This window comes from Variovorax sp. V15 (assembly GCF_041154425.1).
Lineage (GTDB): Bacteria > Pseudomonadota > Gammaproteobacteria > Burkholderiales > Burkholderiaceae_C > Variovorax > Variovorax guangxiensis.
Window position 1 is genome coordinate 6,173,882 of the sequence record NZ_AP028659.1, and the last position, 24,770, is coordinate 6,198,651.

Annotated in this window: 17 protein-coding genes; 8 read left to right on the forward strand and 9 right to left on the reverse strand. The window is 68.5% G+C overall.

The window, feature by feature from the left end; translation table 11 throughout:
* Nucleotide 1 precedes the first annotated feature (1 nt).
* Nucleotides 2–925 carry a polysaccharide deacetylase family protein gene (locus ACAM57_RS29255; RefSeq protein WP_369659863.1) on the forward strand — a complete coding sequence of 308 codons (924 nt, stop codon included), beginning with the start codon at nt 2–4 and terminating at the stop codon, nt 923–925.
* A 13-nt stretch (nt 926–938) separates the two neighbouring features.
* Here ACAM57_RS29255 and ACAM57_RS29260 read toward each other — a convergent pair whose 3' ends face one another.
* The 6 genes from ACAM57_RS29260 to leuS form a co-directional block, all read right to left on the reverse strand.
* Nucleotides 939–2,807, reverse strand: coding sequence for a potassium transporter Kup (locus ACAM57_RS29260; RefSeq protein WP_184640069.1), 1,869 nt, complete (start codon nt 2,805–2,807; stop codon nt 939–941).
* A gap of 177 nt (nt 2,808–2,984) precedes the next feature.
* The gene (gshA, locus tag ACAM57_RS29265) at nt 2,985–4,316 is read right to left on the reverse strand and encodes a glutamate--cysteine ligase (protein ID WP_126022228.1); all 1,332 of its coding nucleotides are present in this window, start codon (nt 4,314–4,316) and stop codon (nt 2,985–2,987) included.
* A gap of 119 nt (nt 4,317–4,435) precedes the next feature.
* Nucleotides 4,436–5,737 carry a glutamate-5-semialdehyde dehydrogenase gene (locus tag ACAM57_RS29270; protein WP_369659864.1) on the reverse strand — a complete coding sequence of 434 codons (1,302 nt, stop codon included), beginning with the start codon at nt 5,735–5,737 and terminating at the stop codon, nt 4,436–4,438.
* Nucleotides 5,738–5,825: 88 nt separating this feature from the next.
* Complete coding sequence (gene holA / locus ACAM57_RS29275) at nt 5,826–6,899, reverse strand: DNA polymerase III subunit delta (protein WP_369659865.1); 1,074 nt, start codon at nt 6,897–6,899, stop codon at nt 5,826–5,828.
* A 19-nt stretch (nt 6,900–6,918) separates the two neighbouring features.
* Nucleotides 6,919–7,437, reverse strand: coding sequence for an LPS assembly lipoprotein LptE (gene lptE, locus ACAM57_RS29280; RefSeq protein ID WP_369659866.1), 519 nt, complete (start codon nt 7,435–7,437; stop codon nt 6,919–6,921).
* Between the two features lie 35 nt (nt 7,438–7,472).
* Nucleotides 7,473–10,103, reverse strand: a complete 2,631-nt coding sequence (gene leuS / locus ACAM57_RS29285; RefSeq protein WP_369659867.1) for a leucine--tRNA ligase — start codon at nt 10,101–10,103, stop codon at nt 7,473–7,475.
* A 206-nt stretch (nt 10,104–10,309) separates the two neighbouring features.
* Here leuS and ACAM57_RS29290 point away from each other — a divergent pair, with 206 nt between their 5' ends.
* Both ACAM57_RS29290 and ACAM57_RS29295 read left to right on the forward strand, forming a co-directional pair.
* Nucleotides 10,310–11,284 carry a Bug family tripartite tricarboxylate transporter substrate binding protein gene (locus tag ACAM57_RS29290; protein ID WP_369659868.1) on the forward strand — a complete coding sequence of 325 codons (975 nt, stop codon included), beginning with the start codon at nt 10,310–10,312 and terminating at the stop codon, nt 11,282–11,284.
* Entirely contained in the window at nt 11,277–12,362 is a 1,086-nt protein-coding gene (locus tag ACAM57_RS29295; RefSeq protein WP_369659869.1) for an NAD/NADP octopine/nopaline dehydrogenase family protein, read from the forward strand. The genes ACAM57_RS29290 and ACAM57_RS29295 overlap by 8 nt, the downstream gene beginning before the upstream one ends.
* Here the strand turns inward: ACAM57_RS29295 and ACAM57_RS29300 are convergent.
* The 3 genes from ACAM57_RS29300 to ACAM57_RS29310 are packed head-to-tail and all read right to left on the reverse strand — an operon-like array spanning nt 12,357 to nt 14,946.
* Complete coding sequence (locus ACAM57_RS29300; protein WP_369659870.1) at nt 12,357–12,962, reverse strand: peroxidase-related enzyme; 606 nt, start codon at nt 12,960–12,962, stop codon at nt 12,357–12,359. The genes ACAM57_RS29295 and ACAM57_RS29300 overlap by 6 nt on opposite strands.
* Nucleotides 12,959–13,462: a CMD domain-containing protein gene (locus tag ACAM57_RS29305; protein ID WP_369659871.1), complete on the reverse strand. Its 504-nt coding sequence runs from the start codon at nt 13,460–13,462 to the stop codon at nt 12,959–12,961. The genes ACAM57_RS29300 and ACAM57_RS29305 overlap by 4 nt, the downstream gene beginning before the upstream one ends.
* Before the next feature lie 14 nt (nt 13,463–13,476).
* Nucleotides 13,477–14,946 carry an NAD(P)-binding domain-containing protein gene (locus ACAM57_RS29310; RefSeq protein WP_369659872.1) on the reverse strand — a complete coding sequence of 490 codons (1,470 nt, stop codon included), beginning with the start codon at nt 14,944–14,946 and terminating at the stop codon, nt 13,477–13,479.
* A 130-nt stretch (nt 14,947–15,076) separates the two neighbouring features.
* Between ACAM57_RS29310 and ACAM57_RS29315 the strand changes: the two genes are divergently transcribed.
* The 5 genes from ACAM57_RS29315 to glgA all read left to right on the forward strand — a co-directional run bounded on the left by ACAM57_RS29315 (nt 15,077) and on the right by glgA (nt 24,758).
* Nucleotides 15,077–16,753 carry an alpha-amylase family glycosyl hydrolase gene (locus ACAM57_RS29315; RefSeq protein ID WP_369659873.1) on the forward strand — a complete coding sequence of 559 codons (1,677 nt, stop codon included), beginning with the start codon at nt 15,077–15,079 and terminating at the stop codon, nt 16,751–16,753.
* A gap of 17 nt (nt 16,754–16,770) precedes the next feature.
* A complete protein-coding gene (glgB, locus tag ACAM57_RS29320) occupies nt 16,771–18,942 on the forward strand; it encodes a 1,4-alpha-glucan branching protein GlgB (protein WP_369659874.1) in 2,172 nt (723 codons plus the stop codon).
* Nucleotides 18,943–19,765: 823 nt separating this feature from the next.
* On the forward strand, nt 19,766–21,871 hold the full coding sequence (gene glgX, locus ACAM57_RS29325; RefSeq protein WP_369659875.1) for a glycogen debranching protein GlgX: 2,106 nt from the start codon (nt 19,766–19,768) through the stop codon (nt 21,869–21,871).
* Nucleotides 21,872–21,963: 92 nt separating this feature from the next.
* Nucleotides 21,964–23,277 (forward strand): glucose-1-phosphate adenylyltransferase, encoded by a 1,314-nt coding sequence (gene glgC, locus ACAM57_RS29330; protein WP_126022241.1) that lies wholly within the window; start codon nt 21,964–21,966, stop codon nt 23,275–23,277.
* Between the two features lie 11 nt (nt 23,278–23,288).
* Complete coding sequence (glgA, locus tag ACAM57_RS29335) at nt 23,289–24,758, forward strand: glycogen synthase GlgA (RefSeq protein WP_184640095.1); 1,470 nt, start codon at nt 23,289–23,291, stop codon at nt 24,756–24,758.
* Nucleotides 24,759–24,770: the final 12 nt, after the last annotated feature.

Consider the following 24,770-nt stretch of genomic DNA (forward strand, 5'->3'; position numbering starts at 1 on the left):
CATGACGACGCGCTGGCCCGACCGGCTCCCCACGCACGACCGCTTCGACTACCGGCCGATAACGCGGCGGCCCGATTACGCGTGGCCGAACGGCGCACGGCTGGCGGTGTACATCGGCTTCAACGTCGAGCATTTCGCCTTCGGCGACGGACTGGGCGCATGCATCGGCCCGGCCTCGCCTCAGCCGGACGTGCTCAACCACGGCTGGCGCGAGTATGGCAACCGCGTGGGTGCTTGGCGTTGTCTCGAACTGTTCGATTCGCTCGCGCTGCCGACCGGGGCGCTCGTCAACACCGCGCTGTATGACCACTGCCCGGAGCTGGTCCAGGCCCTGGTGGCGCGCGGCGACGAGCTCATCGGCCACGGCCACAGCAACGCCGAACGCCAGGGCGTGCTCGACGAGGAACACGAGCGCACCCTGCTGCTGCGCTGCCGCGAGCGCATGCTGCGCGAAAGCGGGCAGGCGCCCGCGGGCTGGCTCTCGCCGTGGATCTCCGAAAGCGCCCTCACGCCCGACCTGCTGGCCGAGACCGGCTACGGCTACACGCTCAACTGGTGCCACGACGACCAGCCGCTGCGCATGCGCACGCGCGGCGGCGGATCGCTGTGGTCGGTGCCGTATCCGCAGGAGCTCAACGACATCCCGATGATCGTCGGCCGCCTGATGGACGCGAAGGATTTCAGCGCGATGGTGGTCGACAACTTCGAGGAAATGCTCGATCAGTCGCGCGCGCAGCCGCTGGTGATGGGCGTGGCGCTGCACCCCTACATCGTGGGGCAGCCCTACCGGCTGAGGCACCTGCGCACGGCGCTGGCGCGGCTGGCGCAGGCGCGCGACCGGGGCGATGTCTGGTTCACCACGCCGGGTGCGATCGCCTCGCACGTGGCCGGGCTCGAGAAGGAGCGGCCGGGGGAATTCGACTGAGCCGAGCGCGGCTTCAGATCTCGATCTTCGACCCCAGCTCCACCACCGCATTGTTCGGCAGCCCCAGGAAGGCCGCCGCGCCGCTGGCGTTGTGGTGCATCTGCGCGAACAGCTTCTCGCGCCACGGCGCCATGCCGCTGCCCAGCGTGGGAATGACGACGTCGCGCGACAGGAAGTAGCTGGTGGTCATCTGCTCCAGCTGGCAGCCGCGCATGCGCGCATTCTCGAGCGCGCGCGGCAGGTCGATGTCGTTCTTGAAACCGTAGTGGACGATGATCTGCCAGCAGTGGTGGCCCAGCGGTTCGATCTCGATGCGCTTGTCCATCGGGATCCACGGCACCTCGTGGTTGCGCACGGTGACGAACATGTTCTGCTCGTGCAGCACCTTGTTGTGCTTCAGGTTGTGCAGCAGCGCGTTGGGCACCACGCCCGGCTCGGCCGTGAGGAACACCGCCGTGCCGTCGACGCGCGCGGGCGGGCTCACGAACACGGAATCGAGGAAGGACTTCAGGTCGATGGCGTCGGCGTGCTGCGCCTCGCCCATCAGGCGGCGGCCTTCCTTCCAGGTGATCATCAGCGTGAAGACGAAGCCGCCGATCAAGAGCGGGAACCAGCCGCCCTCGAAGAGCTTGAGCAGGTTCGACGCGAAGAACAGGAAGTCGACCACGAAGAAGACCGCGGTGGAGGCGATGCACAGCGCCAGGGGAAGCTTCCACGCATAGCGGATCACGAAGAAAGTGAGCACCGTGGTGATCAGCATGTCGGTGGTCACGGCGATGCCGTAGGCCGCGGCCAGGCTGCTCGACGAGCGGAACATGACCACCGCCAGCACGATGGCCACGAACAGGCCCCAGTTGACCAGCGGAATGTAGATCTGGCCCGCCGTGCGCACGCTGGTGTGTTCGATGTTCAGGCGCGGCAGGTAGCCCAGCTGGATCACCTGGCGCGTCACGCTGAAGGCGCCGGTGATGAGGGCCTGCGATGCGATCACCGTGGCTGCGGTAGCAAGCAGCACCAGCGGAATGAGCGCCCACTCGGGCGCCATCATGAAGAACGGGTTCTTCACCGCCTCGGGGTTCTCCAGCAGCAGCGCGCCCTGGCCGAAGTAGTTGAGCGTGAGGGCGGGCATCACCACCGAGAACCACGCGATGCGGATCGGGCTCTTGCCGAAGTGGCCGAGGTCGGCGTACAGCGCCTCGGCGCCGGTCACGCACAGCACGGTCGCGCCCAGCAGGATGAAGCTGGTGCCGGGGTTGTCCCACATGAACTTCAGCGCGTAGAACGGGTTCAGCGCCTTCAGGATCTCGGGGTGGTGCAGGATCTGCGACACCCCGAGCACCGCGATCGCGATGAACCAGGTCAGCGTCACCGGCCCGAAGAACTTGCCGATGCCGGCGGTGCCGCGCTTCTGCACCACGAACAGGCAGAACAGCACGACCAGCGTGAGCGGAATGACGTAGTGCGTGAAGTGCGGCGACACCACCTCCAGGCCCTCGACCGCCGAGAGCACCGAGATGGCCGGGGTGATGACCCCGTCGCCATAGAAGAGCGAGGTGCCGAAGATGCCTACCACCAGCAGCAGGTGGCGCAGCCTGGGCTTGTCGGCCACCGCTCGGGAGGCCAGCGCCAGCATGGCGACCAGGCCGCCCTCGCCTTCGTTGTCGGCCCGCAGCACGAGCACGACGTACTTGATGGAGACGATGACGGTGAGCGTCCAGAAGAACATCGACAGGATGCCGTAGACGTTCTCGACGGTGAAAGGCACGTGGCCGTGGCCGAACACTTCCTTGACGGCGTACAGCACGCTGGTGCCGATGTCGCCATAGACGACGCCGATGGCGCCGACGATCAGGCCGGCTGAGAGATTTTTGGGGGCTGACACGAAGTCGATGGGAAAAGGGCAGGCTGCTGGAATCGACGCGTCAGGCACGCCGGGCGCGAACGGCGAACTTTAGTTCACCCGGATCGCCCTCCCGCCCTTTTGTTTCCGTTGCTGTGGGGCCGCTATTTTGCCGCCGCCTGCGCTCGGTGCAAGCCGAGGCGGGGAGCCCCCGGCCAATCACTCGTAGATTTCGGCATCCGGATCGGTCGCTTCCATCTCGTAGCTGGCGGCCACCATGGCCAGCCGGCCGACCACGCCGTACATGTAGAAGCGGTTCGGCGCGCTGGCGCCAGGCTTGGCGCCCGGCTGTGGCAAGTGCGCACTTTCAGAGAAGGCCAGCGGCACGAAGCTCGCGCCCGGCAGCTTCAGGTTCTCGTCGGCGGCGCGCTCGGCGTGCACCCGGTAGAAGCCGCCGACCACGTAGCGGTCCATCATGTAGACCACCGGTTCGGCCACGCCGTTGTGCACGCGCTCGTTGGTGAGCACGCCTTCCTGGACGATCAGTTCCGTCGGCTCGCGCAGGTCGCGGCCGGCGGCGTTCCTCGCGGATGCCGCCGGAACGCTGGCGCTGGCGCCGCCGCGCGGCTTGCCGATCAGCGACTCCACGTCCTTGGCGTCACGAACCGTCACCACGCCGGGGCTGCCGCTTCCGCTGTGGCCGCCCTTGACGACCACGAAGGGCTTCTCGTTGATGCCGTATTCCTTGTACTTGCGGCGCACCTTGGTCAGCACCGCATCCACATGGCTGGTGAGCACGTCGATGCCGCGGCCCTCGGCCACGTCGACGCCCTCGGCGCGCGCATAGATCGGGTTGATGAGCCACGGGTCGATGCCCAGCAGCTTGCCGAAGCGCTTGGACAGCTCCTCGTAGCTGTGCAGGTGGTTGCTCTTGCGGCGTACCGACCAGCCCGCATGCAGCGGTGGCAACAGGTACTGCTCGTGCAAATCTTCGAGGATGCCGGGAGTTCCCGCAGAAAGCTCGTTGTTAAGGAGAATTGTGCACGGATCGAAGTTCTTGAGCCCCAGACGTCGCTTGGTGCGCACCACCGGCTCCAGCGTCACGGTCTCGCCATTGGGCAGTTCGATCTTCTTGGGCGACTTGATCGCCGGATCGATCGACCCGATGCGCACGTTGAGCCCCGCCATGTGGAAGATGCGCACGAGTTGCGCGACGTTGGCGAGATAAAAGGTGTTCTTGGAGTGGTTTTCCGGAATGACGAGCAGGTTGCGCGCCTCCGGACAGATCTTCTCGATGGCCGCCTGCGCGGCCTGCACCGCCAGCGGCAGCATTTCCTTGGTGAGGTTGTTCCAGCCGCCCGGAAAGAGGTTGGTGTCGACCGGCGCCAGCTTGAAGCCCGCGTTGCGGATGTCGACGGCGCTGTAGAACGGCGGCGTGTGCTCCATCCACTCGAGCCGGAACCAGCGCTCGATGGCGGGCATCGAGTCGAGCACCCGCTGCTCCAGTTCGTTGATCGGGCCGGTCAGGGCGGTGACTAGATGCGGAACCATGCAGCGGCCTTGTTGGTTTTGTGCTTAAAGGTGGAGTGGAATTGTAGGATTTGGGGCTGGTCGCCCCAATGACAAGACCGCGCGCGAACGCATCGGATCGACCGCTCCCGTGCGGCTCATCAGGTCCGGACTTCGCCTTGCCCCAGCACCACGTACTTGAGCGAGGTCAGTCCTTCGATGCCCACCGGGCCGCGCGCATGGAACTTGTCGGTGCTGATGCCGATTTCGGCACCCAGCCCGAACTCGAAGCCGTCCGCGAAGCGTGTGCTCGCATTGACCATCACGCTGGCCGAATCGACCTCGCGCAGGAAGCGCTGTGCATGCACGTGGTCGCGCGTGACGATGGCGTCGGTGTGGTGGCTCGAGTAGCGGTTGATGTGCGCGATGGCCTCGTCCACGCCGGCCACCACCCTGATGCTGATGACCGCGGCGAGGTACTCCTCGTACCAGTCGGACTCCACCGCGTCGACGATCTTCGCCGGCGGGTTCACCGCGCCCAGCGCCTCGCTCTCGCGCAGGATGGCAGCGGCCGCCGGGTCGCAGCGCATTTCCACGCCCTTGGCCGCGAAGATGGCGGCGATCTCGGGCAGGAAGTCCTCGGCCACCGCGGCCGACACCAGCAGGCCTTCGGCGGCGTTGCAGGGGCTGTACTTCTGGGTCTTGGCGTTGTCGACGATGCGCAGTGCCATCTCGAACTCGGCGGTGTCGTCCACGTAGACGTGGCAGTTGCCGTCCAGGTGCTTAATGACCGGCACCTTGGCGTCGCGGCTGATGCGCTCGATCAGGCCCTTGCCGCCGCGCGGAATGATCACGTCGACGAATTCCGGCATGGCGATCAACTGGCCGACGGCCTCGCGGTCGGTGGTCTGCACCAGCTGCACCGCCTCGACCGGCAGGCCGGCCTCGCCGAGCGCCTCGGACACCAGCAGCGCCAGCGCCTTGTTCGACTCGATGGCCTCCGAGCCGCCGCGCAGGATGGCGGCGTTGCCGCTCTTGATCGCCAGGCTCGCGGCCTCGATGGTCACGTTGGGCCGGCTCTCGTAGATCATGCCGAAGACGCCGATCGGCACGCGCATCTGACCCACGCGGATGCCGCTGGGCTGCTGCTTCATGCCGATGATCTCGCCGATCACGTCGGCCATCCCGGCGAGCTGCTCGCAGCCCTGGGCGACGGTCTCGATGACCTTGGGCGTGAGCTTCAGGCGGTCGACCATCGGCGCTGGCAGGCCGGCGGCGGTGGCGCGCTCCAGGTCCTTCTGGTTGGCCTCGGCGAGCGCCGGGCCGGCTTCGCGCAGGCGGCGGGCCAGCGCCTTCAGCGCCTTGTTCTTGCTGGCCGCATCGGCACGGGCCATGAGGAATGCGGCGGTCTTGGCTTGCAGACCCAGGGTCTGCATGTGTTCGCTTACGTTGAACGCGTTCATCGAGCTATTTTCCCACGCCGACCCGCCGCCCGGCTGGCGCAGGCCTTTTGGCGGCTGAAGCCGCCAGCCCGCTTCGACCGGAAAGCCTTCAGGCGCGCCGCGGCGTGCCGCCCGCGCTGCCGCAGGCGCGGCACAGCATCAGCGCCAGCCGCTGCAGGGCCCGCCAGCCGCTGGCGGGCCAGTCGGGCTGCTTCAGCCCCTTCACGATGCCGTCCACCACGTGCGCGGCGCGCAGCAGGCGCGCCAGCATGCGATCGTCCAGGCGCGGCAGCACGCGCTCGAAGGCACGCTCGCGCGGGCCCCAGATGCGGTTCTCACGCAGCGCCATCGGCAGCGGGCGGCCGGCGGCCATGGCGTCCTTCACGCGCTTGAGCGCGCGGATGTCTTCGGCGATGGCGTAGTGCACCAGCACTTCGGCCTCGCCCTCGGCCTGCAGGCCGTCGAGCATGCGCGCCACGCGCTGCGGATTGCCCGCCAGCACGGCCTCGGAGAGCTTGAAGACGTCGTAGCGCGCCACGTTGTTGACCGCGCCTTCCACCTGCTCCCAGCTCAGCTCGCCGGCCGGATGCAGCAGCGCGAGCTTCTGGATCTCCTGGTGCGCGGCCAGCAGGTTGCCCTCCACGCGGTCGGCGAAGAACTGCAGCGTGCGCTGGCCCTCGTCGCCGGGCATCACGCGCTGGCCCTGCTGGCCCAGGCGTTGTGCGATCCACTGCGGCAGCGCGTTGCGCTCGATGGGGTCGACCTGGATGCTCGCGCCGTTGTTCTCCAGCGCCGAGAACCAGGCGCCGGTGCGCGTGGCCTTGTCCAGCCGCGGCAGCATCACCAGCGTGAGCGTGCTGTCGTTGCCCGGCGCCGCCTCCGCCAGCTGCTGCAGGGCTGCGCTGCCGTCCTTGCCGGGCTTGCCAGAGGGAATGCGGATCTCGACGATCTGCTTGTCCGCGAAGAGCGACAGCGAGCCCCCGGCCGCGAGCACCGCGCTCCAGTCGAAGTGCGCGCCGGCCACGGTGTAGGAGCTGCGCTCGGTGTAGCCCTGCGCGCGCGCCGCCGAGCGAATGGCGTCGGCCGCCTCCTGCGCGAGCAGCGGCTCGTCGCCGTGGATCGTGTAGAGCGGCTTCAGGCCCTTCTGCAGATGGGCCCCGAGCTGGGCGCTGGCAAGTTGCATGGAATCGGAAAAGCCGGGCTCAGATTTCCTTGAGCGCAGCCAGCCGCCGCATCAGCTGCTGCGCGATGTCCGACTGCATGTCGCGGAACAGCAGGTCGGCCTCGCCTTCCTTGGCCAGCGCGTTGGTCTCGTTGAAGCTCAGGTCGCGCGTCTGCGAGACGTCGGTGGGCGGCAGCAGGTCCTTGCCGCCCGGGGTGCGCAGCTTGAAGCGCACCTTCAGCTGAAGCTGCAGCTCGCGCACGAGGCCCGCCGAATTGGTCGAGATCACGATGCGGTTGCGGTCCTCGCCCAGGATCTCGAGCACGACGTCGGCCTTGGATGCGTCCTCGGCCGACATCACCGTCACGGTGCCAGTAGCCCGCAGCTCGCGCCGGATCTGGTTGATCATGGCCGAGTTGCCCGACACCGACAGCGACTTGAACGCGAAGACGGGCGCCTCGCGCAGCTTGAAGCCGCAGCCGGCCAGGCCCAGCGAGGCGCCGGCCGCCAGCCCGAGGAGGAGGCCGCGGCGCGGCAGCGAGACATTGCGAGTGTTCATGCTTGCTTGGTTGATTGAGCCGTTCGTGCGGCGTTTCAGATGACCACGTTGACCAGGCGGCCCGGAACCACGATCACGCGCTTGGCGGACGCCCCCTCGGCGAAGGCCACGAAGTCGTCGCAGGCCAGCGCGAGCTTCTCGATCTCGTCCTTCGAGGCGCCTGCCGGCACGCTGAGCTTGCCGCGCAGCTTGCCGTTGACCTGCAGCATGAGCTCGATCTCGTCCTGCACCAGCGCGCCCACGTCGACCACGGGCCAGGGCGCGTCGAGCAGGCCGCCCAGGTCCTTGTCGTAGCCGAGCTCGCTCCACAGCTGCTGGGCGATGTGCGGCGTGGCCGGGTAGAGGCAGCGCAGCAGGATGCCGAAGCCCTCGCGCAGCGCGGCCAGGTCGCCCGGCGTTCCTTCGGACTTGAAGCCTTCCAGCGCGTTGAGCAGCTTCATCGCACCCGACACCACCGTGTTGTATTGCATGCGCTGATAGTCGTAGTCGACCTGGCGCAACACGGTATGCACTTCGCGGCGCAGCGCCTGCGCGCTCTTGCCATACACCGGCGGGCCGCCCAGCGAAACGGGCATTTCCGCCAGCGCCGCCCCGAAGTTCCACACGCGGCGCAGGAAGCGGAAGCTGCCTTCGACGGCCGCGTCGTTCCACTCGAGCGTGGCCTCGGGCGGCGCGGTGAACATGGTGTACAGGCGCGCGGTGTCGGCACCGTATTTCTCGATGAGGTCCTGCGGGTCGACGCCGTTGCGCTCGCTCTTGCCCATCTTGCCGACGCCGCCGTATTCCACCTTCGTGCCGTCGGCCGCGGTGCCGCCGACGATGCGGCCCTGGGCGTCGAGCACGGGCGTGACTTCGGAGGGCGGGAAGTAGTCCTTGCCGCCCTTCTCGTTGCGCGAGTAGAAGATGTGATTGAGCACCATCCCCTGCGTCAGCAGCTTGCTGAAGGGCTCGTCGGCCTTCAGCAGGCCGAGGTCGCGCATCACCTTGGTCCAGAAGCGCGCGTACAGCAGGTGCAGGATGGCGTGCTCGATGCCGCCGATGTACTGGTCCATCGGCATCCAGTAGTCGGCGCCCTCGGCCACCATCGCCTCGTCGTTCTTCGGGTCGCAGTAGCGCATGAAGTACCACGACGAGTCGACGAAGGTGTCCATCGTGTCGGTCTCGCGCCGCGCGGGCTTGCCGCACACGGGGCACACCACGCCGGCGTGGAAGCCCTCGTGCTTGTGCAGCGGGTTGCCCGAGCCGTCGGGCACGCAGTCGGTGGGCAGCACCACCGGCAGGTCCTTCTCCGGGACGGGCACCGCGCCGTGCTCTTCGCAATGGATGATCGGGATCGGCGTGCCCCAGTAGCGCTGGCGGCTCACGCCCCAGTCGCGCAGGCGCCAGGTGGTCTGCATCTCGCCCAGGCCCTTCTGGCCCAGCGCATGCGCCACGGCTGCAACGGCCTCCTTGTAGGTCATGCCGCTGAAGTTGTCGGAGTTGATGGTCACGCCACGCTGCTTGTCGGCGTACCAGTCCTGCCACTTGTGATAGTCGAAGTGCGGCTCGTCGTCGACCAGCACCACCTGGATGATCTCGATGCCGTACTTGTTGGCGAAGGCGAAGTCGCGCTCGTCGTGCGCGGGCACGCCCATCACGGCGCCGTCGCCGTAACTCATCAGCACGTAGTTGCCGACCCACACCGGCACCTGCTCCTCGGTGATCGGGTGCATCACCGTGAGGCCGGTGGGCACGCCCTTCTTCTCCTGCGTGGCCAGCTCGGCCTCGGTGGTGCCGCCGCTCTTGCACTCCTCGATGAAGGCCGCGACCTTGGGGTCGAGCGTGGCGGCGTGCGCGGCCAGCGGGTGCTCGGGCGCCACGGCGCAGAAGGTCACGCCCATGATGGTGTCGGCACGCGTGGTGAACACGTACATGCGGCCGTCCTGGATCAGCTTGCCGTCGGCGCCCTTGATGTCGTGCGTGAAGGCGAAGCGCACGCCCTCGCTCTTGCCGATCCAGTTCTCCTGCATCAGCTTGACGCGCTCGGGCCAGCCCGGCAGCTTGTGCTGGGTGTGCTCGAGCAGTTCCTCGGCGTAGTCGCTGATCTTCAGGTAGTAGCCAGGGATCTCGCGGCGCTCGACCGTGGCGCCGGTGCGCCAGCCCTTGCCGTCGATCACCTGCTCGTTGGCCAGCACGGTCTGGTCGACCGGGTCCCAGTTGACCACCTGGGTCTTGCGGTAGGCGATGCCCTTCTCGAGCATCTTCAGGAACAGCCACTGGTTCCACTTGTAGTAGCTGGGGTCGCAGGTGGCGATCTCGCGGCTCCAGTCGATGGCCAGGCCCATGGCCTGGAGCTGGCCCTTCATGTAGGCGATGTTCTCGTAGGTCCACTTGGCCGGCGGCACGCCGTTCTTCAGCGCGGCGTTCTCGGCCGGCAGGCCGAAGGCGTCCCAGCCCATGGGCATCAGCACGTTGTAGCCGCTCATGCGCAGGTAGCGCGTGAGCATGTCGTTGATCGTGTAGTTGCGCACGTGGCCCATGTGCAGCTTGCCGCTGGGGTACGGCAGCATCGAGCAGGCGTAGTACTTCTTGCGGCTCGCGTCCTCGGTGACGCGGTAGGCATCGGCGGCGCTCCATTGCGCCTGGGCAGCGGACTCGACGTCGCTGGGTTTGTAGCTGGGATTCATGGCGGTTCGGCAAGAGCCCGGCTCGGAAGCGGCCGGGAACGCGGGATTATCGCGCCGGACTAGACTCGCCCCCAGGCTGCGCGCACTTCGTGCACTGCGCCAACCCTCTTCCGGGGGCGACACCTGCGGCCCGGCGAAGCCGGTTCCGCGGCGTTTCGCGAAGAATGCATGCCTGCCCGTTATCTGACGCGGACGAAAAACACACCATGAAACTGCGCCTCAAACACCTCGCCCTGACCCTGGCGGCCGCCGCCGGCCTTGCCGCCACCTCCGTCTGGGCCCAGCAGAACGACAAGCCCCTGCGCATCGTCGTGCCCTTCGCCACCGGCGGCGCGCAGGACGTCATCGCCCGCTACCTCGGCGCCAAGCTCACCGACAAGCTCGGCCAGCCGGTCATCATCGACAACAAGGCCGGCGCAGGCGGCATCGTGGCCGCCGACGCGGTGGCCAAGGCGACCGACGGGGCCACGGTGCTGCTGGCCACGGGCGGCGCGGTAACCATCGCGCCGCACCTGCAGGCCAGGCTGCCCTACGACCCGGTCCACGAGCTGGTGCCGGTGGCCCTGGTGGCCGACACGCCCATGACGCTCTCGGTGCGCGCCGAAAGCCCCTACAAGACGGTGGCAGACGTGCTGCGCGACGCCAAGGCCAGGCCGGGCCAGGTGACCTACGCCTCGACCGGCAACGGCACCGTCTCGCACCTGACCGGTGCGCTGCTGGCCCAGGCCAGCGGCGTGAACCTGCTGCACGTGCCCTACCGCGGCGCCGCGCCGGCCCTCACCGACCTGCTCGGCGGCCAGGTGGCGACCATCGTGACCAGCGTGGCCTCGATCGAGCCCATGGTCGCCAGCGGAAAGGCCCGCGTGCTGGGTACCTTCTCGCGCGCGGCGCTGCCGAGCATGGGCTCCGCCCCGACCATCGGCGAGGCGACGGGCCTGCCGGGCATGGAAGTGCCGGTCTGGGTCGGCGTGATGGCGCCCGCGCGCATGCCGGCGGCGAGCGTCGAGAAGCTTTCCGCGGCGCTGGTCGAGGTGTGCAACCTGCCGGAGACGAAGCAGCGCTTCGCCCAACTGGGCGCGGTCAACACCTGCGGCGGGCCTGCAGCGCTCGGCAAGGTCGTGACCGAGGACAGCCAGCGTTGGGCCAAGGTGATCAAACAGGGCGGAATCAAGGTTGACTGAGGCCGCTGCAGGCAAGAAGTACCGCGTCGGCATCGCCGGTGCCGGAGCGATCGCGCTGGCCAGCGCAGCTTGGCTGCGGCGGGCAGGCCATGGCGTCACGATCTGGTCGCCGGGCGGCCGGGGCGCGGATGCCCTGCGCACGCAGCCGCTGGAAGCCGGCGGCATCGAGTCTTTCTCGGTGAACGTCGAGGTCGCAGACGACGCAGCCGGGCTCTGTGCCGCCTGCGACGTGCTGCTGATCGCCCTGCCCGTCAACGGCCACAGGCGCGTGATGGACGCGCTGCTGCCCTTCCTGCGCGACGGCCAGACGGTCATCGTCAGCTCGATGGCCTCGCTGTCCTCGCTCTACCTGCACGAGGCCGCGGTACGCGCGGGTTTGCAGCGGCTCACCGTCGCCAGCTTCGGCACCACGGTGCTGACAGCGCGCCGCGAGTCCGGCACGCAGGTGCGCGTGATGACGCGGCGCAAGGCGGTCGGCGTCTCCGCCCTGCCCGCCGGCCGGGTCGACGAAGCTGTCGCGCTGTGCACCAGTCTCTTCGGCGAAGGCTTCTCCGCGCAGGGCAGCGCGCTCGCCAGTGCCCTGGGCAACGTCAACCCGCAGTCGCACGGGCCGCTCGCGGTCTTCAACTGGACGCGCATCGAGCGCGCCGAGAACTGGCCGCAGTACCACTGCATGACGCCCGGCGTGTCGCGCGCGATCGAGGCGCTCGATGCCGAGCGCCGCGCCGTGGCGGCCGCCTTCGGCATCGAGCTCGGCCCCATCGAGGCGCATTTCGCGCGCTCCTTCGGCACCACCGCCGAGAAGCTCGCCGACATCGCCGCCGAACTGCACGCCAAGCGCGGCGGCCCGCCCGGCCCCACGCAGACGGACACGCGCTACCTGAGCGAGGACATGCCCTACGGCCTGGCCTTCGTCGAGGCGCTGGGTGCCATCGCCGGAGTGCCGACGCCCGCGACCCGCACCATCGTGGATGCGGCCTCGCTGGTCAACGGCATCGACTACCGCCGCGAGAACGACCTGGTCGGGCCGCTGGGCCTGGCCGACGAAACCGTCGCCGGCCTGCTCGCCCGCCTATGAGGCGTCGGAGGCCTCGGCCTCGGGAAACACCGGCTCCCCGAGGTTGAGCATCAGCCGGTTGGCCCAGGCGAAGATGGCCACCGAGTGGATCAGGTCGAGGATCTCCAGCTCGCCCAGCCCTACGTCCTTGAGCTTGCGCATGTCGTCGGCCGTGACCTTGTCGGGCTCGGCGCCCAGGCGGATCGAGAACTCGACGATGGCCTTCTCGCGTTCCGTGGTGCCGGCGCCCTCCGGCTCCTCGAACACCTGCGAGATCACGTCGTTGCGCCTGGCCAGCTGCTCGAAGCGCTGCGCGTGCACCGAGGCGCAGTACACGCAGCCGTTGACGCGCGATTCCACCGTGGCGCCCAGCTCGCGCTCGGCGCGCGGCATGCCGCCCGGCGCGAACATGATCGCGTTGAAGGCGATGGAGCGCTGCAGCAGTATCTCGGGCTGGTGCGCCAGCACCAGGAAATAGGGCGAGGTGCGCGCCTGCGGGCTCATCTCGTCCAGCGCCGCGAGCTGCTCGGGCGTGGCGGTATCCACGTTCACCGTGTCCAGCCACGGCTTCCACTTGAGCACTTCGTTGGTGAAGCCCTTGATGCGGATCGGGGCGTTCATGCCGACACCTCCAGCGCGGCCAGCGCCTTCAGGCCCGCCGCGACGCGGATCTGGTACGACAGGAAGGCGATCAGCTGGCTCATCGCCACGATGGCCGGCGTCGACAGGCCGCTGGCGGCCAGCGACTGCACGGCGGCCTCATCGCCTTCGATGGGACGCTCGATCAGATTGCCGGTGAAGGCCAGCATGGCCTGCAGGCGCGCGTCGGCCACGGGCTCGCCGGCATCGACCGACGCGACCGCGGCCGCGTCGGCGCCTTCGGCCAGGAGCCGGTCGCGGTAGTGCGCGGCCAGGCTGTCGGCCTTCGACACGCGGCAGGCGTGCAGCGCCACCAGCAGCCGCTCGGTCACCGAGATGCCCTCGACGGAAGGAGAGAACATCGCGTCGTAGCTGCCCTGCGTCGCGGCGAGCACCTTTTCGCGCTGGCGGCGCAGCGTCCAGGTGGGCTGGTCCGGCGCCAGGGGGACGACGGCATCGATCACATCGGTAGTGCTTGTCATGGTTCGTTCTTTTCTCAGTTTCTTTCCTTGGGCGGCAGCGCGGGCGTCCATTCGTCGCCGAAGAGTTCCGGCTCCGCGAACTCCTGCAGGTAGGCCCAGTGCTGGTCGAAATCCTCGCGGTAGAAGAGGCTCGCGATGCCGCCGGCCAGCCGCCTGGCGCCGTCGCTGATGGCCGGGATGTCGCCCGACACCGTGCCGTGCGACAGCGCCGCCGGGTAGCAGAAGCAGTGGATGCGGCCGAGCCCCGGGCATTCGCCGGGCGCGCGCTCCTTGAACTCGAAAGCCGGGCCTAGGTCGGGCGAGTCGGCCAGTTCCTGGTCTTCGTCGCCCGGGGCGGGCGTGAAACGGTCCTTCCAGGTTCGCACGTGGGGCGCGATGGCGGCGAACTCGGGGCGGTTCGGCCAGTCGACCTTGAAGCCGGTCGAGACGATCAGGAAGTCGAACTCGAAGTCGCCCTTGGGCGTCGACACCACCATCGCGTCGCCCTTCGGCTCGACCGAGAGCACCGGGCAGCCGAAGTTGAAGAAGGCATTGGGATGGCGCGACACCCGCAGCGTGCTGCCGTGCGGCGGCGGCACGTTCAGCACGTTGATGTAGTGGCGGATGCGCCACTTGAGCTCGTCGGGCAGATCGTAGTGCCCCTGCGTGAGGCCCGGCACGCCCGCGCCCTTGCCCTTGTTGACGCGCGGCAGGTCGGGGCGGCGGATCAGCAGCTCGACGCTGCGGGCGCCGGCTTCCAGCGCGGTGGCGGCGCTGTCCATGGCCGAGGAACCCGCGCCGATCACGCCCACGCGCAGGCCCTTGAGCTTGCCGTAGTCCATCTCGTCGGAGGAATGCGCCCACTTCGAGCGCGGCAGGGCGTCCACGAAGGCCGGCACGGCCGGGCCGCCGAGGCCATCGCGCCCGGTGGCCAGCACCAGGCGACGGGCCAGCACGCTGCTGACTTCGCCTTCGCTCGAGCGCAGGTCGAGGCGCACGCCGGTCGCGTCGGGCAGGGGATGGATCGCCGTGACCGTCATGCCGTTGCGCACGTCCACGTTCATCACGCGGCGGTACCAGACGAGGTAGTCCATCCACTGCAGGCGCGGGATCTTGTCCATCGCCGCCCAGGCCTCCAGCCCGAACTGGGCCTCGAACCAGGCGCGGAAGGTGAGCGCGGGCAGGCCCAGCGCGGGACCGGTGAGCTCCTTGGGCGAGCGCAGCGTCTCCATGCGGGCGGTGGTGGCCCAGGGGCCTTCGCTGCCGGCGGGCGAACGATCGAACACCACGGCGCGGATGCCCAGCTGTGCCAGCGCCACCGAGGCGGCCAGCCCGGCCTGCCCGCCGCCGATGATGGCCACGTCGATCATGGCCTCGCCATTGGCGGCCTGCCGCGGCGGCATCCAGTTGCGGGCGGGCCAGCCGAGGTAGGAAAGGTCCTGGGCGAGCCGGGCCTCGAGCGCGGCCAGGGAGGAAGAAGGGGAAGCGGGATCTGGAATCGTCATTTTCAAAACCGGGAACGGCGCTCAGTGTAGAAAGCTTCACGCCCCCCATGCCGTGCTCCGACGCTCGCATGACCGTATCACTGGCCCGGATTTCGCATGCCACAATGATTTTCAGACCACAGGGACCGGCATGGCCAGCAGCAAAACCGACGGCAGCGACAGCGAATGGTGGCGCGGCGCGGTGATCTACCAGATCTACCCGCGCAGCTTCATGGACAGCAACGGCGACGGCATCGGCGACCTGCCGGGCATCACGTCCCGGCTGGAGCACGTGGCCGGCCTCGGCGTCGACGCCGTCTGGGTCTCGCCCTTCTTCCGCTCTCCGATGAAGGACTTCGGCTACGACGTGTCCGACTACCGCGCGGTCGATCCGCTCTTCGGCACGCTGGCCGACTTCGACGCCATGCTGGCGCGGATGCACGCGCTGGGCCTGAAGCTCATCATCGACCAGGTGCTCTCGCACACCTCCGACCAGCACGCCTGGTTCTCCGAAAGCCGCAGCTCCCGCGACAACCCCAAGGCCGACTGGTACGTGTGGGCCGACCCGAAGCCCGACGGCACGCCGCCGAACAACTGGCTCTCGGTATTCGGCGGCTCGGCTTGGCAGTGGGACTCGCGCCGGCGCCAGTACTACCTGCACAGCTTCCTGGCCGAGCAGCCCGACCTGAACTTCCACTGCGCCGAGGTGCAGCAGGCGCTGCTGGGCGAGGTGCGCTTCTGGTGCGAGCGCGGCGTGGACGGCTTCCGCTTCGACGCCTGCAACCACCAGTTCCACGACGCGCTGCTGCGCGACAACCCGCCGGCCTCGCTGGCCTCCATCGGCGAGGTCAGCACGGTGCGCGCCGACAACCCATACGCGATGCAGCAGCACCTGTACGACAAGAGCCAGCACGAGAACCTGGCGTTCCTCGAAGGGCTGCGCCGGCTGCTCGACGAGTACGGCGCGGTGGCGCTGGGCGAGGTCGGCGACGAGAACGCGCCGCCGGTCATGGCCCAGTACACCGAACTCGGCAAGCGCCTGCACCTGGCCTACAGCTTCAGCCTCCTGACGGCCGACCACAGCCCCGCGCACCTGCGCCACCAGGTCGAGGCGCTCGACAGCGCGCTGGCGCCCACCGGCGGCTGGGGCTGCTGGGCGGTGTCGAACCACGACGTGCCGCGCGTCGCCACCCGCTGGAGCGGCGGCGCCGCGCCCGACACGCGCCGCGACCGGCTCTGGCTCGCGCTGCTGCTCTCACTGCGCGGCAGCGCCAGCATCTACCAGGGCGAGGAACTGGGCCTGCCCGAGGCCGAGGTGCCTTTCGAGTTGCTGCAGGACCCGTACGGCCGCGCCTTCTGGCCCGAGTTCAAGGGCCGCGACGGCTGCCGCACGCCGATGCCCTGGACCGGCGAGGCGCCCAACGGCGGCTTCACCACCGGCACCCCCTGGCTGCCGGTATACGGCCCGCACCTGCCGCTGGCCATCGAACGCCAGGCCACCGACCCCGATTCGATGCTCGCCTTCAGCCGCACCCTGCTGCACTGGCGGCGCACCCAGCCACTGCTGCGCACCGGCGGCATCCGCTTCTTCGACACGCAGGAGCCGCGGCTGCTGCACTTCGAGCGGTACGGCGACGGCGCTTCGCCGCCGCAGGCGATCTTCAACTTCAGCGGCGAGCCCTTGTCGATGCCGCTGCCGGACGGACTGACACCTCTTGTCGGACAGCCGCTGGCGGCGACCTCCGTCATCCACACCTCCGACGGAAAGCGCATGCTGCAACTGGCGCCGTACGGCGTCTTCTTCGGCGCGTCCGCCGGGGAAGGATGAAGCCGAGCCCGATCACCATGCCCTTGAAGCCGCTGCCAGAGTCCGAAATCCACGCGCTGATGCGCGCGGAGCATGGCGATGCCTTCGCCGTGCTCGGCCCGCACGAGACGCCCGAGGGCCTGGTCGTGCGCGCACTGCTGCCCGGCGCCCAGCATGTGGCGGTGGTGCATTCGCGCACCGGCTGGCCGCTGTCGATACTCACGCGCCACCCGGAGTCCGACCTGTTCAGCGGCCTCGTTCCGGCCGCCGAGGCGCGCATGGGCTATTCCTTCCAGGTCGACTGGGATACGCACACCTCGCGGCTCGAAGACCCCTACCGCTTTCCGTTCGTGCTCGGCGAGACCGACGTGTGGCTGCTGGCCGAGGGCACGCACCTGCGGCCGTGGGAGCGGCTGGGCGCGCACCTGCGCGAGATGGACGGCGTGAAGGGCGTGGCCTTCGCGGTCTGGGCGCCGAATGCGAAGCGCGTGTCGGTGGTCGGCAGCTTCAACAACTGGGACGGCCGGCGCCACATGATGCGGCTGCGCCGCGAGTGCGGCGTGTGGGAGATCTTCGCGCCGCACGTCTCGGCTGGCGACAGCTACGAGTTCGAGATCCTGTCGGCGCAAGGCGAGGTGCTGCGCAAGGCCGACCCATTCGCCTTCTCCGCGCAGCTGCGCCCCGACACCGCCTGCGTGGTGCAGCCCCTGCCCGCGCCGGTGAAGATGCCCGAAGGCCGCGCCGCCGCCAATGGCCGCGACGCGCCCATCAGCATCTACGAAGTGCACCTGGGCTCGTGGCGCCGCAAGAACGGCCACGAGTGGCTGGACTACCGCGAGCTGGCCGACACCCTCGTGCCGTACGCGCGCGACATGGGCTTCACGCACATCGAGCTGCTGCCCGTGAGCGAGCACCCCTTCGACGGCTCGTGGGGCTACCAGCCCATCGGCCTCTATGCGCCAACCTCCCGCTTCGGCACGCCGGGCGACTTCCGCCATTTCGTCGAAGCCGCGCATGCGGCCGGGCTGGGCGTGATCCTGGACTGGGTGCCCGCGCACTTCCCGACCGATTCGCACGGCCTGGGCCGCTTCGACGGCACCGCACTTTATGAGTACGCCGACCCGCGCGAAGGCTTCCACAACGACTGGCAGACGCTGATCTTCAACTACGCGCGCACGGAAGTCCGCAACTACCTCGTCGGCAACGCGCTGTACTGGCTGGAGCGCTACGGCGTCGACGGCCTGCGCGTCGACGCCGTGGCTTCCATGCTCTACCGCGACTACAGCCGCAAGTCGGGCGAGTGGATTCCCAACGCACTGGGCGGCCGAGAGAACCTGGAAGCCATCGAATTCCTGCGCCGCATGAACCGCGTGGTCGGCGTCGAGCGGCCCGGCACGGTGACCATCGCCGAGGAGTCGACCAGCTTTCCCGGCGTGACCCGCCCGCCCGAGGACGGCGGCCTGGGCTTCCACTACAAGTGGAACATGGGCTGGATGAACGACACGCTGGCGTACGCCGGCACCGACCCGGTCTACCGCAAGCACCATCACCGGCAGATCACCTTCGGCCTGATGTACGCGCACAGCGAGAACTTCGTGCTGCCGCTGTCGCACGACGAAGTTGTGCACGGCAAGGGGTCGATGATCGGGCGCATGCCCGGTGACGAATGGCAGAAGTTCGCGGGCTTGCGCAACCTGTATGGGTACCTCTGGGCCTATCCGGGAAAGAAGCTGCTGTTCATGGGTGGGGAGTTTGCGCAGTACGCGGAGTGGAATGCGGATCGCAGCCTGGACTGGCATCTGCTGGAGCATGCGTCGCACCAGGGGGTTCGACGGCTGGTGCGGGACCTGAACAACGTTTATCGGCACTTTCCGGCGCTGCATGAGCTCGACCATGAGGCTCGGGGGTTCGAGTGGATCGTGCATGACGATTCGGATCAGTCGGTGTTTGCGTTTGTGCGGAGGGCTCGGGATGGGGCGTTTGTTGTCGTGGTCTGCAACTTCACGCCTGTGCCTCGGATGGGGTATCGGCTAGGCGTTCCCTCTTCTGGGTCCTATCGGGAGGTCATCAATACCGATGGGATTGTTTATGGAGGGAGTGGGGTGGGGAACGGGGTTGTGGAGAGTTCGCCCGTGCCTTGGCATGGGAGGGCGGATTCGGTTTTGATCGATTTGCCTCCGTTGGGTACCTTGATGTGGGTGCTGGTTTGACTTCTTGGGTAGGTTGCTTCCCGGGGCCGGGTCTCGGCCCGGCGGGCGACTCATTGCGCTGGCTTTGCCTCAGTGAGACGCTGTTGGGTGTTTGCTTCCCGAGGCCGGGTCTCGGCCCGGCAGCCGACCTACTTTTCTTTGCTTCGCCAAAGAAACGTAGGCAAAAGAAAGGCGACCCTACTGTCTGCGTCCCTTCGCTTCGCTACGGGCAACCTGCGGTGCTCGACGTAGGAGGGGGGCCGCAGAACTCGCTCCACTACGTTGCGCTCAAACAGCTGCGGCCCTTATCCCTCCTACGTCTGCGCTCCTCGGCGCAGCCAGAAGGGAGCGATCCGCGCCATCGCTTCGCTCGGCTTTGGGAACAGCCTGGACTGGCCTTCGCTTTGCTCGGCCGAGGATGTGGGTCACGAACTTGTTCACATGCTCCCGTCCTCAGCAACGCGCACCTGATATCGCACACAGGTCCAACGACCTCACAGCCCCAACATCCCACCGTCTCATTCCAAGCACTGCAGGCGCAAAGCGCTTGCAGTGCCTTGGTGGCCGAGCGCAGCGATGGCCCGCCCGTTCCCCCTCCCCTCTGGCTGCGCCGAGGAGCGCAGCGTTTCGCGGATAAGGGCTCGCAGCTGTCTGAGCGAAGCGAGTTCTGCGAGACCCCGCGAAACGCGAGCACCGCAGGTTGCCCCTTCGCAAAGCGAAGGGGTCGCAGACAGTGGGGTCGCCTTTTCTTTGCCTACTTTCTTTTGGCGAAGCAAAAGAAAGTAGGTCGCCCGCCGGGGCGAGTCCCGGCTTCGGGAAGCAACCGCCCTGAGGAGCCAACAGCATGCTGAGCCCAGGCAAGCCCTACCCCCTGGGTGCAACCCCTTCCCAACAAGGCATCAACTTCGCCCTCGCAGCCCCTTCAGCAGAAGCCGTAGACCTGTGCATCTTCGACACCACAGGCAACAACGAACAACAACGCCTGAGCCTGAAAGAACAAACAGACGGCATCTGGCACGCCCACCTCCCGAGCGGCAAGCCAGGCCTCGTCTACGCCTACCGCGTCCACGGCCCCTGGAATCCGAAAACAGGCCACCGCTTCAACCCATCGAAGCTCCTCCTCGACCCCTACGCCCGCGAAATCACAGGCACCTACGACGGCAGCGACCTCTTCCTCGGCCACGACCCCGCGAACCCGGAAAAAAGAGACCCTCGAGACAACGCAGCAGTCGCTCTCAAGGCACGGGTAGCAACCCCTCTGGCCCCGGCAGCAACAGCAGGCCACGCCCGCATCGCACCAAGCGACCGCGTCCTCTACGAACTCCACGTCAAGGGCCAGACCAAGCTCAACCCCGCGGTCCCCGCACCGCTGCGCGGCACCTACGCCGGCCTCGCCGAGCCCGCCGTGCTCGACCACCTCCAGCGCCTGGGCGTCACCACCCTGAGCCTCATGCCCGTGCAGCACCGTGCCGACGAGCCCCGCCTGCTGCGCATGGGCCTGAGCAACTACTGGGGCTACAACACCATCGGCTGGTTCGCTCCGGAGGCCCGCTACTGGAGCGGCCGCCCCGGCACCACGCCCGCCAGCGAGTTCCGCGCGATGGCCGACGCGATCCACGCGCGCGGCATGGAGCTGGTGATCGACGTGGTCTACAACCACAGCGCCGAGAGCGACGAGCTCGGCCCGACGCTGTCGATGCGCGGCATCGACAACGCGCTCTACTACCACCTGCGCGAAGACGACCGCTCGCTCTACGAGAACTGGGCCGGCACCGGCAACTGCCTGAACCTCGGCGAGCCGCGCGTGCTGCAGCTGGTGATGGACAGCCTGCGCTTCTGGGCCTGCGAGATGGGCGTCGACGGTTTCCGCTTCGATCTAGCCCCGGTGCTCGGGCGCGCCGACGCACAGCGCGGCTTCGATGCGCGAGCGCCCTTCTTCGCCGCCATCGCGCAGGACCCGGTGCTCTCGCGCACGCTGCTCATCGCCGAGCCCTGGGACATCGGCCCCGGCGGCTACCGTCTCGGCGAGTTCCCGCCCGGCTGGCTCGAATGGAACGACCGCTATCGCGACACGCAGCGCGGCTTCTGGCTGAGGCAGGGCCACGACGACAAGGCCGGCCTTGGCGATTTCGCCCATCGCTTCGCGGCCTCCAGCACCGAGTTCGCACACCGGGGCCGGGCGCCGACGGCGAGCGTCAACTTCATCACCGCGCACGACGGCTTCACGCTGCGCGACCTGGTGAGCTACGACGAGCGCCACAACCTCGCCAACGGCGAGAACAACCGCGATGGCCACGGCCACAACCTCAGCAACAACTGCGGCGCGGAAGGGCCGAGCGACCACCCTGCCGTGCTGGCCCTGCGCACCCGGCTGCAGCGCGCGCTGCTCGCCACGCTGATGCTGTCCCAGGGCACGCCGATGCTGCTGGCCGGCGACGAGCTCGGCCACAGCCAGCAGGGCAACAACAACGCCTATTGCCAGGACAACGACACCACCTGGCTTGCATGGATCGGCACCTCCGCCCCCGGCAGCGACGCGGCGCGCCTGGGCGCCTTCATCGCGCGCCTCGCCGCGCTGCGCCGCGAGGCCCCTGCCCTGCGCAGCACGCGCTGGTGGCCGGCCGAACCGGCGCCCGGCGACTCGTCGTCCCCCGGCATCCGCTGGCTGCGCCCCGACGGCGAGCCGATGACGCCCGCCGACTGGAACGACACGGGCACGGCCCTTGCAATCCACTTCGGGCATGGGACAACGGCAAAGGAAGGCGACGGGAGCAGTTCATGGCTGGTGATGGTGAACGCGGGAGCGCAGGCCGTGTCGTTCACGCTGCCGCCGGGCGCGTGGTTTCTCTGCCTGAGCACCGATCCGGAGGCCGACACGGGCGACGGCCCCCGGGCGCTGGAAGGCACGGCACAAGTGCCGTTTTCGAGCATCGGGATTGCAAGAACGTAGAAGCCAGCCGCCCGGCGCGGTGCTAGTCTCGATGCAGAAACTCTGACGGCGTATTCCAGCCAGGCGAACGACCAACAAGACGGAGACTCAGGATGGACAACCCCACACCGCAAGCGCAGCTGCCGCAGCACGAGCTGCAGGCCCATCAACTGGTACGCCGCACCATCGCCCTGGTGCTGGCCGGCGGACGCGGCTCCCGCCTCAAGCAGCTGACCGACCGGCGCGCCAAGCCGGCCGTGTACTTCGGCGGCAAGTTCCGCATCATCGATTTCGCGCTGTCGAACTGCCTGAACTCCGGCATCCGGCGCATGGCGGTGGTCACGCAGTACAAGTCGCACTCGCTCATGCGCCACCTGCAGCGCGGCTGGAGCTTCCTGCGCGCGGAACTCAACGAGATGGTCGACGTGCTGCCCGCCCAGCAGCGCATGGGCGACGAGCACTGGTACCGCGGCACCGCCGACGCGGTGTTCCAGAACCTGGACATCATCCAGACCCGTTCGACCAAGCACGACTACGTGGTGGTGCTGGCCGGCGACCACATCTACAAGATGGACTACTCGCTGATGGTGAAGGACCATGCCGAGCACGGCCTGGGCTGCACGGTCGGCTGCATCGAGGTGCCGCGCATGGAGGCCACGGCCTTCGGCGTGATGGCAGTGGACGACGGCCGCCAGATCACCGACTTCCTCGAGAAGCCCGCCGACCCGCCCGCCATGCCCGGCAAGCCCGACACGGCGCTGGCGAGCATGGGCATCTACGTGTTCGACTCCGAGTACCTCTACCAGCTGCTCGAGGAAGACAACGCCAACCCGGATTCGAGCCACGACTTCGGCAAGGACATCATTCCCCGCGCCGTGGCCCAGGGCCGGGCGCTGGCCCACCCGTTCGGCATGTCGTGCGTCACGCGGGCCTCGCGCGGGCCGGAAGCCAAGACCTACTGGCGCGACGTGGGCACGATTGATGCATTCTGGGCAGCCAACCTCGACCTGGCCTCCATCACCCCGGAACTCGACATCTATGACACGGACTGGCCCATCTGGACATACCAGCGGCAGCTGCCGCCGGCCAAGTTCGTGCTCGACCGCAACGGCCACCACGGCATGACGGTCAACACCATCGTCTCTGGCGGCTGCATCGTCTCGGGCTCCAAGGTCAGCAGCTCGGTGCTGTTCTCGGGCGTGCGCGTGCATTCCTTCTGCGAGATCAACGAGGCCGTGCTGCTGCCCGACGTGGAAGTCGGCCGCGGCGCGCGGCTGAACCGCGTGGTGATCGACCGCGCCTGCGTCATCCCCGAGGACATGGTGATCGGCGAAGATGCCGAGGCGGACGCCGCGCGCTTCGAGCGCACCGAGAACGGCGTCGTGCTCGTCACCCGCGAGATGCTGAAACGGCTGACCCCGGCCTGATCCACCCCACGATGCGAATCCTCCAGGTCAGCGCAGAACTCTTTCCCCTCCTCAAGACCGGCGGACTGGCGGACATCGCCGGCGCACTTCCCCTGGCGCTCATGGCGGCCGGGCAGGACGCGCGCGTGCTGCTGCCGGGTTTTCCGGCCATCGTGGCCGGCGTGCGCGACCTCGCGCCCGTGGCCGGCTTCGACGCACCATGGGGCGAGCGCTTCGGGTTGCGGCTGGGACACATCGACATCGAGGGTGCGCCGGGCATCCCGGCCTACGTGATCGACGCGCCGGCGCTGTACGACCGGCCCGGCAACCCCTACGAAGACAGCTCGCGCCAGCCCTACGGCGACAACCACCGCCGCTTCGCCTTGCTTGGCTGGGCCGCGGCGCGGCTGGCGCAGGGGCTGGACCCGGCATGGCAGCCCGAGGTGGTGCACGCGCACGACTGGCATGCCGCGCTCGCGCCTGCCTACCTGCACTTCGCGCGGCAGTCCGGCGCCCCGCACGTGGGCAGCGTCTTCACCGTGCACAACCTGGCCTACCAGGGCATCTTCGCGCCCTGGCACTTCACGGAGCTGGGCCTGCCGGGCGCCGCGTTCCAGATGAACGGCCTCGAGTACCACGGACAGGTCTCGTTCATGAAGGGCGGCCTGTGCTTCGCCGACCGGCTCACCACCGTCAGCCCCACTTACGCGCTGGAGATCCAGACGCCCGAGCAGGGCTGCGGACTCGACGGCCTCTTGCGCCAGCGCAGCGCGGTGCTGAGCGGCATCCTCAACGCGGTCGACGACCAGGTCTGGAACCCGGCCGGCGACAGTGCGCTGGTGCAGGGCTATCACACGCCCGAAGGCCGCCACATGGCGGGCAAGGCGCGCTGCAAGTCGGTGCTGCAGCACCAGCTGGGCCTGGCCGAACGGCCGGATGCGCCGCTCTTCATCGTCGTGAGCCGCCTCACCGAGCAGAAGGGCCTGCACCTGGTGCTCGGCGGGCTCGACGCGCTGCTCGCCCAGGGCGGCCAGCTCGCGCTGCTGGGCAGCGGCGAAGCCTGGCTGGAGGAAGCCTTCCGCCAGCGCGCGGCGGCCGCGCCACAGTCGGTGGCCGTGACCATCGGCTACAACGAGACGCTGGCCCACCAGCTCTTCGGCGCCGGCGACGTGACGCTGGTGCCCTCGCTCTTCGAGCCCTGCGGCCTCACCCAGATGTACGGCCTCAAGTACGGCAGCCTGCCGCTGGTGCGCCGCGTCGGCGGGCTGGCCGACACGGTGGTCGACAGCTCGCTGGAGGACCTGGCCAGCGGCGAGGCCACCGGCTTCGTGTTCGACCGCTTCGAGGCCGCCGACTACGAGCGCGCGCTGCGCCGCGCCTTCGCGCTCTACGAGCGCGCGCCCGACTGGCGCCGCGTGCGCGGCAACGCCATGCGCCGGCCGGCCGACTGGGCTACCGCGGCCGCGCAGTACATCGACGTGTACCGGCAAAGCCTGAAATAGACAACCCTCTTC